The 11957-nt window shown below is 31.6% G+C and carries 10 protein-coding genes and 1 pseudogene; 7 read left to right on the forward strand and 4 right to left on the reverse strand.

Annotation, left to right across the window (positions count from 1 at the left end; all coding sequences use genetic code 11):
- The 7 genes from GK51_RS00735 to GK51_RS02400 all read left to right on the forward strand — a co-directional run.
- Positions 1–725, forward strand: a 725-nt coding sequence (locus tag GK51_RS00735) for an AI-2E family transporter (RefSeq protein ID WP_048331040.1), incomplete at its 5' end; no start/stop codon positions are given.
- 139 nt (positions 726–864) lie between these two features.
- Positions 865–2049, forward strand: coding sequence for a hypothetical protein (locus GK51_RS00740; protein WP_048331054.1), 1185 nt, complete (start codon positions 865–867; stop codon positions 2047–2049).
- A gap of 9 nt (positions 2050–2058) precedes the next feature.
- On the forward strand, positions 2059–2706 hold the full coding sequence (locus tag GK51_RS00745; protein ID WP_048331041.1) for a hypothetical protein: 648 nt from the start codon (positions 2059–2061) through the stop codon (positions 2704–2706).
- 137 nt (positions 2707–2843) lie between these two features.
- Positions 2844–3242 carry a hypothetical protein gene (locus tag GK51_RS00750; RefSeq protein WP_048331043.1) on the forward strand — a complete coding sequence of 133 codons (399 nt, stop codon included), beginning with the start codon at positions 2844–2846 and terminating at the stop codon, positions 3240–3242.
- Positions 3243–3522: 280 nt separating this feature from the next.
- Complete coding sequence (locus tag GK51_RS00755; RefSeq protein ID WP_197072702.1) at positions 3523–4545, forward strand: sensor histidine kinase; 1023 nt, start codon at positions 3523–3525, stop codon at positions 4543–4545.
- Positions 4538–5206, forward strand: a complete 669-nt coding sequence (locus tag GK51_RS00760; protein WP_048331046.1) for a LytR/AlgR family response regulator transcription factor — start codon at positions 4538–4540, stop codon at positions 5204–5206. Before GK51_RS00755 ends, GK51_RS00760 begins: the two co-directional genes overlap by 8 nt.
- Before the next feature lie 99 nt (positions 5207–5305).
- Positions 5306–8023: a LamG-like jellyroll fold domain-containing protein gene (locus GK51_RS02400; protein WP_053069190.1), complete on the forward strand. Its 2718-nt coding sequence runs from the start codon at positions 5306–5308 to the stop codon at positions 8021–8023.
- 402 nt (positions 8024–8425) lie between these two features.
- Here GK51_RS02400 and rplT read toward each other — a convergent pair whose 3' ends face one another.
- From rplT to thrS, 4 genes and pseudogenes are all read right to left on the reverse strand, one after another.
- The gene (gene rplT / locus GK51_RS00770) at positions 8426–8770 is read right to left on the reverse strand and encodes a 50S ribosomal protein L20 (protein WP_048331048.1); all 345 of its coding nucleotides are present in this window, start codon (positions 8768–8770) and stop codon (positions 8426–8428) included.
- 96 nt (positions 8771–8866) lie between these two features.
- Positions 8867–9064, reverse strand: a complete 198-nt coding sequence (rpmI, locus tag GK51_RS00775; RefSeq protein WP_048331050.1) for a 50S ribosomal protein L35 — start codon at positions 9062–9064, stop codon at positions 8867–8869.
- A 66-nt stretch (positions 9065–9130) separates the two neighbouring features.
- Positions 9131–9679: a translation initiation factor IF-3 gene (gene infC / locus GK51_RS00780; protein WP_082132685.1), complete on the reverse strand. Its 549-nt coding sequence runs from the start codon at positions 9677–9679 to the stop codon at positions 9131–9133.
- A 38-nt stretch (positions 9680–9717) separates the two neighbouring features.
- Positions 9718–11654 (reverse strand): annotated as a pseudogene (thrS, locus tag GK51_RS00785) (threonine--tRNA ligase).
- Positions 11655–11957: the final 303 nt, after the last annotated feature.

Here is an 11957-nt window from a genome sequence, read left to right on the forward strand (position 1 = left end):
AAAAATTTGATGCCCTTTTACTTACGGCTAATGAAACATTTGGTATTGAAGTAGATAGTAAAGAAAGTCTTTTTAAGCAATTTATTCATGAAGAAACCATAGGTGTCACGCTTGATTTTGCTAGAAAAACATTAACCATGATTTTGATGACGGTATTTTTCGTGGTGCTGTGGTTAGCGGAATCCATTAATATTCAAAAAGTATTGAATAGCACACTTCTTAGACTGAAACATACCTCTATTAAAACCTTTATTAAAATTGAGAACGATTTAATGACCTTTGTCAAAGTTAAGTTTGCAGTTAGTTTGGCAACAGGAATTGGAACCGGATTAGCTTGTCTGTTTTTTGATGTGAGTTTCCCTATTTTTTGGGGATTATTTGCGTTTTTAATAAATTTTGTACAAATGGTTGGCTCTATCATAACCGTCGTTTTACTTTCTGCTTTTGCTTTTATTGAGTTAGATCCAACGAGTGTTTTATTCTTCTTTATTATAAGCATAACAGGTGTTCAAGTTCTTTTTGGATCTATTTTAGAACCTATTTTTATGGGGAAATCTTTTTCCCTAAATGTGATTACCGTATTAGTAATGTTGATGCTTTGGGGCTATCTTTGGGGAGTTCCAGGTTTAATTATGGCCATTCCAATTACTGTTTTCTTAAAAATCATGTTAGAACAATTTGAGAGCACTAAAGTTATTGCCAGTCTACTTTCAGGGAAAAACTAGCCTATATTCAAGGTTAAATATTTTTTAAATTGATTTGAAAGGTCTTTATTTTCTGTATCTTTCAACTATGAAAAAGTTTACTATTCTGCTCCTATTTTTGTTCACATTGAACAGTTTTGCGTCCTATATTTTAATTCCAATGGATGCCGAAAGCCAAAAGAATCATTTGAAGGCTTATGGCATTACCTATTGGACTTTAGATAATCAATTAAAAGTAAATTGGTTATTAAATTATAGAGGTGGTTCATTTTTATTACCTGATACGGAACGTATTCGTCGAGAATGTCAAATTCGTGGCGTTTCCTTCGAGGTAATCTCGGATTCTAAAGCAGAAGCTATTCTTACGGAAATAAGCAGTCCTAGTAAAAACATGGAATCTGTTATTCTTGAAAAAGCACCTAAAATTGCCGTGTATTCTCCAAAAGGAAATTTACCTTGGGATGATGCTGTTACTATGGTATTAACCTACGCTGAAATTCCATATGAAACCATTTATGATGAAGAAGTATTAAATGATGCTTTATTGTTATATGATTGGTTGCATTTACATCATGAAGATTTTACGGGTCAGTTTGGGAAATTCTATTCCAATTATAAAGCTGTAGCTTGGTATATTGAAGAAAAGAAAGCAGCTGAAGCATTGGCAAAACGATTAGGTTATGATAAGGTTTCCGATGAAAAATTAGCGGTATCTAATAAAATAAGAGATTATGTAATTGGTGGTGGTTTTATGTTTGCCATGTGTAGTGCAACTGATAGTTTTGATATTGCCTTATCTGCTGACGGTGTCGATATTTGTGAACCCATGTTTGATGGTGATGCCAGTGATGCGAATTACCAAAGTAAAATTGATTATAATAGGACCTTCGCATTTAAAGATTTTATTTTGGAACGCGATCCTAATGTCTACGAATTTTCATCGATTGATATGACGACGAAACGTCAAATTCCAAAAATGACAGATTACTTTACCCTTATGGATTTTTCCGCTAAATGGGATCCTATTCCAACTATGTTATGTCAGAATCATACGGCTCTAGTTAAAGGATTTATGGGACAAACAACATCCTATAGTCGTGATCAGATAAAAGCCAATGTATTGGTTATGGGTGAGAACAAAACCAATGGTGAAGCTAAATACATTCATGGCATTAAAGGAAAGGGTTTTTTTACGTTTTATGGTGGTCATGATCCGGAAGATTACACCCATAAAGTGGGCGATCCGAAAACAGAATTAGATTTATATCCGACATCTCCAGGCTACCGATTAATTTTGAATAACGTGTTGTTTCCCGCAGCTCGTAAAAAGAAACAAAAAACATAATTTTAGTTTATGGATGTATTATATGTATTCCTTTTTAGTTTAGTAGGTTTGTTTTTTTTATTATTTAATACCATCTTATTCGTAACAGATTCAGCGGTAAATAAAAAGGTTTTTAAGGTATTTTTGGTATACTTAATTTCATTATTAATCATAGAAATTACCTGTCATATTATTGGATATTTGTATCCAAATTTGAATTTATTTATTTCGCATTTTTATTTTATTTTTCAATTTACCTTCTTAAGTATTCTATTCCATAAGCTTTTCAAAGAAAAAATTATTAAGCAAATAATAGTTTCAGTTTTTATCGTTCAAATATTAATTTTAGCATATATATATTATTTAAACCCTGAATTATTTTGGAGTTTTAATATTTATGAAATTGTTTCAACATCTTTTATTTTAGTAGTTTATGCGCTGTTATTCATTATTAAAAATTTTGAGAAACAACATAATTATTTTAATTTTTCATTAGGTTTAATTTTATATTTATGCTGTAGTATTACCATATTTTTATCTGGAAATTTTGATTTAGTTTTGTTTAGAGATCCGTATATCGATATTTGGGTTTTTAATTCATTGTTTTATATTATTTTTCAATATATGATTTATAGGGAATATTTGTTTTTTAAAAAACAATCTATTAGCATTAGATAAGTATATGTTTTATTGAAGTTATTTCGGGAAAAGAACAAATAACCAAAAAATTTATAAAAGCTTAATTCCGATAAATTTAGCAACCATGTAAAAATTGCTTTCTTTTAGAGTAGTAAAATGATAGCAAAATACCCAGAATGAAACATCGTATTATTTATTTTTTCTTATTGTTATCGCAACTATCATTTTCTCAAAATGATTCATTAGTAGAATATGGTAAAAAATTGGTATCTAAAAGTGAACTTAATGAAGGCATAGCTTTTTACACTGAACAAATAGCTGAAACTAAAAACACTGAACAAAAAATACATTTTTTACTTGGCTTAGCTCAGATTTATAAATTAAAATCAAATTTTGATGAATCTTATAAAAGCTATGAAAAAGCTCTATTAGAGATTAATAAGATTAAAAGTAGAGAATTAGAATTTTTATATCATATTAAACTTCTTGAATTTTATAGAAGTAGAGGTTTGTACACTGACGCTATTAAGCATGAAAATAAAGCAGCCTCTATTTTAAAAAAACACTACAATTAGTGATATTTATTTAGCTAAATATTACAATAGAAAAGCAGCAATTTTTACAGAGTATTATCTCACACAAGACTCCATTGTTAAATATGCACAAAAATCTTTAGAAATTGCCGAAAAAATTGATGATAAAGACAATGTTTTTTATTCTAAACTAGAGTTAGCAAGTGTATACGAGAGAGAAAAAGATTATAAAAAATCGATAAGTTATTTTATAGAGTTAATTGAGTATTCTAAACAAAATAATATGGTTCAACATCAGTCGGATGCTTATGTTAGCTATATTATGAGTCTATTGAGAGACAATCAAAAGGTGAAATGTTTAGAAGTCGCTTTAGAAGCTTTAGAATTTGCAAAAGAACATAATTTATTAATTAAACAATTAAATTATGCTATTACAATTCAAGGTTTATATGAAGAAAATAAGAATTTTGAAAAAGCAAATGAGTATTCAAAACTAATATTAAAACTACAGAACGACTATAATTTAATTATCCAAGACAAGTTTTTGCTGGATTTAAAAGAAAAGTACAAACTTGCAGAAAAAGAAAATGAAATTAAAATAAATCAACTAGAAATTGAAAATAAGAATAGAGCATTAGCATCTAACAAAACCAATTTGTATGTTAGTATAGGTCTGCTTTTAGCTGCAATAGGATTAACGTTGTTAATTGGCTATTTCTTGAAAAAAGAACAAAAGAGCAATAAAGAACTTCAAAAGTTATCTCAAGAAAATGAATTTTTATTAAGCGAAGCCAATCACAGAATAAATAATAATTTACAGTTGGTTGTCATCCTTATTTCCGATCAATTAAAAAAAACATCGGAAGAAAATAAGTTTCTGCTTAAAAATATTTTGACTAAAGTAGAGGCTATTTCTACATTACACAAACATTTATATAAAAACGAAGACAAACAAAAATTAGAATTACATTATTATTTAAATGATGTTAAAATTAGTTTTTTTGATGTATTTAAGGACAATAATATTGAAACTAATTTTTCTATTGATGCTGTAGAAATCCCTACAGATTATGCCATGTATTTTGGATTACTTTTAACAGAACTTTGCATCAATTCTATAAAACATGCTTTTGAAAAACAAGGTAGTAAGGAAATTAATTTTGAATTATCTCATAATAACAATATGCTATATTTCCATTATTCCGATAACGGTACAACAGCAAATAATAAAACCATAGTGCCTAAACTTATTGATAAACTATGTCGACAAATTAAAGTAGATTATAGAATTGATACCAGCAATGGATTTAAATTTTCAATTGAACAAAAATTAAATAATGAATAAAAATTTACGCACTAAAATCTTAATTGTAGAAGACGAAATCCTCATTGCAGATTATATTGCAGAGATTCTAGCGGAAGAACATTTTAAAAATATAAAAATTGCCAACGATAAAAAAACAGCTATTTCAGAAATGACATGTTTTTTACCAGATATTATCCTGATGGATATTAATTTGAATAGTGAAAATGCAGGAATAGAACTATCTCAATCAAAAAACGAAAACGCAACCGTTGTTTTTATTACAGGGCAACAAGACTATTCGTTAATGAGTGAGGCCATCAGAACCAAACCGAATAGTTATTTAACCAAACCCATAAAGAAGGTGGATATTTTAGCCGCTATTGGTTTAATTATTCAAAATAAGCAAACTCAAAATTTACAGTTTAAAGATGGTTACGATACGGTTAATATAGAATATGATGATATTAAATATATTATGGCAGATGGTAATTACGTAAATATATATACAAAGACAAAAAAATATAGTTCCAGACAATCCTTGAATACCATTATTGAGCAATTACCAGCTGATATATTTGCACAAAGTCATCGGTCTTATATGGTTAATAAAACAAAAATTCATCGGATTACGGCAACATCCGTTTTTATAAATGGGATTGAGATTCCTATGTCTAGAACCTTCGCTAAACGGTTAAAATAGCCGCTCAAATACATTTATACGCATTTCATCCCTGTTTATTTGCATTTCATGGATTAAAATTTAGTTTTGGACAACAATCAATTCTAACTAATTTTTTTTATGAAACTAAAATTACTTTTATTTTTTGCTGTACTATTTGTAACTACAGCTTCAGCTCAAACCTTTTCTTTAGGAGGTGTTAATTATTCTGTTATTTCAACGACTAACAATACTGTGGGTGTTACTTCGTCTGCAAGTTATGTAGGGGAATTAATCGTGCCTTCAACGGTTTCAAACGCTGGTGTTAGTTATACTGTAGTTTCAATTTTAGATGCTGCTTTTCAAAATAGCACAACCTTAACTTCAATTACAATTCCTAATACCGTGACCGAAATAAGGAATAGTGCGTTTCGATTTTGTACAAACTTAACCTCCGTAGACATGGGGGATTCTATTGCAAGTATTGGACAGCTTTCATTTAATGCGTGTTTTAGTTTAACTTCTGTGGTTATTCCTAGTTCGGTAACAAATATTGGTATTAATGCATTTGAATTTTGTAATACTTTAACTTCGGTTACAGTGGAATGGGCAACACCATTGTCTATTAATAGCAATGTTTTTACAGGTGTAAATATTGGTATGGCAACTTTACATATTCCTGCAGGAACAGTAGCAACTTATCAAGCTGCACCAGTTTGGCAAAATTTTGGGATTATTTTACCACCAACACCAGCAACCCATTTAAATTTTGATGGTATAAATGATTATGTTGATTGCGGTAATATTTTGCCTGCTTCCTATACAAAAGAAGCGTGGATTTCAATGAGCACAGTTACATCCGCTAATAATATAATTTCAGGATCAAGTAATTCTGGACAGCATGCTTTTTGGGTACCAAATGGAATATTATCTGCAGGCCACAATGGTAGTTGGAATGCCGTAATAGATTCAAATATACTATCATTAAATACATGGTATCACGTTGCTCTTAGTTATGATAGCGCAACACAAGAATTGAAATTGTATAAAGACGGGATTTTGGTGGCTATAAATTATAGTATTCCTGCTCCAATTAATGGAAATAAAGTTACTATAGGTGGTTTTAGTCCTAGTGAAGGTAATTTCCTATGGAACGGCTCTATTGATGATATTCGTATTTGGAATGTTGCCAGAACTGCAGATCAAATTAATAGTAGTAAAAACTGCGAATTACAAGGGGACGAAACAGGTTTAGTAGCGTATTATAAATTTAACCAAGGGATTGATGCGACAGATAATACATCAGAAACAACAGTTATTGATGAAACAGGAGTTAATAATGGAACTTTAATAAATTTTGGTTTAACAGGAACGACTTCTAATTGGTTAGCAGGTTCTCCAATTACTACAGGTTCTATAATACCGTCTGTACCTACAGTAACAACACCATTAGAACTTGTTTTAAACGAAACTGCATCGCCATTAACCGCAACAATAGGTTCTAATGGAACAGGTTTAATGTGGTATACAACAGAAACTGATGGGACAGGTACAACAACAGCCCCAACACCAGACACATCAACAGTAGGATCTACATCATATTGGGTTTCTAGTACTAATCATAGTGGATGCGAAAGCCAACGTGTAGAAACTGTGGTTGAAGTGGCAATACCAGCAGACCATTACCATATGGGTAGAGTCAATAACAATGCATCTAATGCATTTTATATAAATAACAATGATGGTCTTGATCTACCAAATACATTTACCGTGGAACTTTGGGTTAAAACTTCGGACGCTTTTTACATTTTAACTGGTACAGATGAAGATGAAATAAACAATTTTTATACTTTCTATGTTGGCCAAGACAATAAATTAAATTTTCGAATTTCGAATTTTTATGATTATCAAGAGCTTTTTGTGTCTAATCAAGCTTTAAGTGATGATGTTTGGCATCATATAGCCTTAAGCAGAAATTCATCTAACTTATACAGCTTTTATATAGACGGGAATTTAGATAGCACTTTTACTCCAATGGTCACTATTGAAGAGTTCAACATATCCCAGGTTGGTTCTGGAAATGCAGCTATAGATGAATATAGAGTATGGGACATGACAAGAACAGAGGGGCAAATTAATGCAAATAAAAACTGTGAATTACAAGGCACGGAATCAGGATTATTGGTGTACTATAAGTTTAATCAAGGCTTGAATGCTGTAAATAATACTGGTATTGCCACTATATTTGATGCTACAGCAAACCAAAATAATGCAACTATAATTAACAGTTGGATGTTAACAGGTCAAGCCCAAAACTTTTTAGCTGGTTCACCTGTAGCAACTGGGGCTACGATACCAAGTATACCTACAACAACAACTTTAATAGCTTATGAATTAGGAGATACTACCAACGCTTTAACAGCAACAACAGGTGGTTCAGGATTATTATGGTACACAACAGAAACAGGAGGAACAGGTTCTGAAACAGCACCAACACCAAGTACAGATACGATTAGCACAACCTCTTACTGGGTAACTAGTACAAATACTAACGATTGCGAAAGTGCACGTGTAGAAATTGTCGTAAATGTTCAAGAAACTTTAGGCTTACAAGAGGTAGAAGCTTTAAAAAATATTAAGGTGTATCCAAACCCAACTAGTGGTAACGTTTCCATTAGCTTCCCGAATTCATTGGAATCAAAAATTACACTTTATGATTTAAACGGAAGGTTATTATTAAATACAACAGAAACCACTACGAAATCTATCATAGATTTGAACAACTATGAGGATGGTGTTTATCTTTTAAAAATTGAAGTTAACCAAAACGAAATTGTAAAACGAGTTATTAAATACTAGGTAAATTAGTAAATAGATTCTATTTAAGACAGCGGCATCCAAATTAGATGTCGCTGTTTTTTTTGTGACTAATATGAAATAAAGTAAACCTCTAAATTAGACATGGCTTGAAAATATGCGGATATTTACATTCACATACATACTACTGCATTTCAAAACGCTTTTTTCGTACAGAGCGTTTTTAGCATTAAATTTACTTACAGTAAGCTATTAAGGTCAATATGGCGGAATGTTATATTGTTTAAATTAATTAAGTTTAAGGGATTTGATTAATTAGCACGAAGCAGCGATATGCTATTTAGTATGTCGCTGTTTTTTATTTCAAAACAAAAAAAAATCCGAATCAATTAAGATTCGGATTTTCTTTATAAGCGAAATATGTTTTACAATAGGCGAAACGCCTTACTTTACTTTATTTACTACAGCTGCAAATGCATCTGGGTTATTCATAGCTAAATCGGCTAAAACCTTACGGTTTAGTTCGATATTATTAGCTTTTAATTTACCCATAAACTGTGAGTAAGACATACCATGTTGTCTAGCTCCAGCGTTAATACGCTGAATCCATAATGCACGGAATGTTCTCTTTTTGTTTCTACGGTCTCTGTACGAATATTGCATCGCTTTATCAACCGCATTTTTGGCTACTGTCCAAACGTTTTTACGACGTCCAAAGTATCCTTTTGCTTGTTTAAGCACCTTTTTTCTTCTGGCTCTTTTGGCAACAGAATTTACTGATCTTGGCATAATTTTAAATTTTTTTGTAGTAGGCGATCTTTTTCAGATACTTGTTAGAGCCTAACTCCAGGGTTTGTAAATAATTCTAACCGAACGTTATTACAATTATTTTAATCGTAATTGTTCCTTAATGCTGTTAACATCATTCTCATGTACTAATGTACTATGCGTTAATGCTAACTTACGCTTTTTAGATTTCTTTGTTAAGATGTGACTCTTAAAAGCGTGCTTTCTTTTAATCTTACCAGTACCAGTTATTTTAAATCTTTTCTTGGCACTAGATTTGGTTTTCATTTTAGGCATTGTTCTTCCTAGTTTAAGTTATTTCGCTTACTATCTTTAATCTGCTCCGAAGCGTCGGAAACAGTTTTATTTTGATTTTTTTGGAGCAAGAAACATCGTCATTCGTTTTCCCTCCAGTTTAGGCATTTGTTCTACTTTACCTAAATCTTCTAAATCTTGCGCTAAACGCAATAATAGAATTTGTCCTTGTTCTTTAAAAACAATGGATCTTCCTTTAAAAAACACAAAGGCTTTCAGCTTTGCGCCTTCTTGTAAAAACTTTTCGGCATGTTTCTTTTTAAACTCGTAATCATGATCATCTGTTTGAGGACCAAAACGAATTTCCTTTACAACTACCTTAGAAGCTTTTGCTTTTAAAACCTTTTCGCGTTTCTTCTGTTCATAAAGAAACTTTTTATAATCCATCACTTTACAAACCGGAGGATCTGCTTTTGGTGATATTTCAACAAGGTCAAGCCCTTGTTCATCAGCTATTGCCAATGCTTCTTTTGTTGGGTAGACGCCTACTTCAACATTGTCACCTACTAAACGCACTTTTTCAACCCTAATTTTAGAGTTGATTTTGTGCTGATCTTCTTGACTTACTCGACGAGGAGCCTGTCTTCTTCTACGTATTGCTATGGCTTTATAATTTTAGTTTAACTTAATTTTTATTAAAATTGTTTTAATGTTTTATTGACTTCTTTGTTTAATATGTCAGTGAATTCTTGTACAGAAATCATGCCAAGATCCTCACCTCCATGCTGACGAACAGAAATTTTGCCTTCTTGTTCTTCGTTCTCACCAACAATAATCATATATGGGATTTTCTTCATTTCGGCTTCCCGAATTTTCTTGCCCATAGTTTCATTTCTATTGTCAATTAGGGCGCGAATTTCGTCATTTTCTAGCGAATTTAAAACTTTTTTCGCGTATTTTTCATATTTCTCACTTATAGATAATACAATTACTTGGTCAGGAACCAACCACAATGGGAAGTTTCCTGCCGTGTGTTCTAATAAAATTGCTACAAAACGCTCCATACTACCAAAAGGTGCACGGTGAATCATAACTGGTCGGTGAAGCTCATTATCACTGCCTTTGTATGTTAATTCGAAACGTTCAGGTAAGTTGTAATCAACTTGAATCGTGCCTAATTGCCATTGTCTTCCCAAGGCATCTTTAACCATAAAGTCTAATTTAGGACCATAAAAAGCGGCTTCGCCAGTTTCTACAACAAAATTTAAATTTTTGTCTTTGGCGGCATTTAGGATGGCAGCTTCTGCTTTTTCCCAATTTTCATCACTTCCAATATATTTTCCTGGTTTTTCAGGGTCACGTAAGGATACCTGTGCTGTAAAGTTCTCAAAACCTAGTGAACCGAAAACATATAAAACTAAATCAATTACTTCTTTAAATTCGGTATCTAATTGGTCAGGCATGCAAAATATATGTGCATCATCCTGCGTAAAACCTCGTACTCGTGTTAAGCCATGTAATTCACCACTTTGCTCATATCGGTATACCGTTCCAAATTCGGCAAAACGTTTCGGCAAATCCTTATAAGACCATTGACTACTATTGTAAATTTCACAATGATGTGGGCAATTCATGGGTTTCAATAGAAATTCTTCGCCTTCTTTAGGTGTAAGAATAGGTTGGAAACTATCTTCTCCATATTTTTCATAATGACCAGATGTTACATATAGTTCTTTCTGTCCTATATGTGGCGTCACGACCATTTCATATCCCGCTTTTTTTGTGCTTTTTTAAGAAAATTTTCTAAACGCTCACGCAATGCAGCGCCTTTAGGCAACCACAATGGTAAACCTTGTCCAACTTTTTGTGAAAATGTAAATAGCTCTAGTTCTTTACCAAGCTTTCTATGGTCACGTTTTTTAGCTTCTTCTAATAAATGAAGGTATTCTGTTAATTCTTTTTGCTTTGGAAATGAGATCCCGTAAACACGCGTTAACTGTTTATTGTTTTCATCACCTTTCCAATACGCTCCAGCAACACTTAATATTTTAACGGCTTTAACAATTCCAGTATTTGGAATATGACCACCACGACATAAATCTGTAAATGTGTCATGATCGCAAAAGGTGATGGTACCATCTTCTAGATTTTTTATTAAGTCAACCTTATAGTTGTTATTTCCTTTATAATAGGATAGCGCGTCTTGTTTTGAAATTTCTCTCATGTTAAATTCATGCTTACCTCGAGCTATTTCTAATATTTTGTCTTCAATGCTTTTAAAGTCTTTATCGGAAATGGTTTCATCACCTAAATCTATATCATAATAAAACCCATTATCAATTGCTGGCCCAACCCATAATTTAGAAGTAGGGTAGAGGCTTTCAATAGCTTGTGCTAATATATGTGCTGAAGAATGCCAGAATGCTTTCTTGCCTTCATCATCATTCCATGTATATAAAATAAGAGTTCCGTCTTTTGTCAATGGCGTTTTAGTCTCTACAATTGTATCATTGAATTTTGCAGAAATAACGTTACGAGCTAATCCTTCACTTATGCTTTTTGCAACGTCCATTGGTGTTGTTCCTGGCTCAACTGATTTTATACTGCCATCTGGCAATGTAATTTGTATCATTATATATGGTGTAATTATGAAAGGACAAATATAATAGGTTAAATATTTAGATACAATATATATGTAGGTATTAATTTTTAAAACTAGACATATACATGAATGAACATATATCGACAGCAAATAGTTAGTCTGTGTGTCTAAATAATTTGGGTTTAATTATTAGTTTAATTAACCAATTTCATAGATAATTACTTGTAGGGCTTCTTTTTCTTGAAGAACTTCTACCTGTAAGGTGTTGATTAGCTGTAAATAGAAAACTATTTCAAAAAAAGGCAAAAAAAAAGTTTGTTTAGGGTTAAAAAA

The sequence above is a fragment of the Bizionia psychrotolerans genome, from assembly GCF_001039595.1.

Coding starts and splice junctions, on each gene's coding strand:
- GK51_RS00740 (WP_048331054.1), top strand. CDS start 865: ATGGATGCCGAAAGCCAAAAGAATCATTTGAAGGCTTATGGCATTACC.
- GK51_RS00745 (WP_048331041.1), top strand. CDS start 2,059: ATGGATGTATTATATGTATTCCTTTTTAGTTTAGTAGGTTTGTTTTTT.
- GK51_RS00750 (WP_048331043.1), top strand. CDS start 2,844: ATGAAACATCGTATTATTTATTTTTTCTTATTGTTATCGCAACTATCA.
- GK51_RS00755 (WP_197072702.1), top strand. CDS start 3,523: ATGAGTCTATTGAGAGACAATCAAAAGGTGAAATGTTTAGAAGTCGCT.
- GK51_RS00760 (WP_048331046.1), top strand. CDS start 4,538: ATGAATAAAAATTTACGCACTAAAATCTTAATTGTAGAAGACGAAATC.
- GK51_RS02400 (WP_053069190.1), top strand. CDS start 5,306: ATGAAACTAAAATTACTTTTATTTTTTGCTGTACTATTTGTAACTACA.
- rplT (WP_048331048.1), bottom strand. CDS start 8,770: ATGCCAAGATCAGTAAATTCTGTTGCCAAAAGAGCCAGAAGAAAAAAG.
- rpmI (WP_048331050.1), bottom strand. CDS start 9,064: ATGCCTAAAATGAAAACCAAATCTAGTGCCAAGAAAAGATTTAAAATA.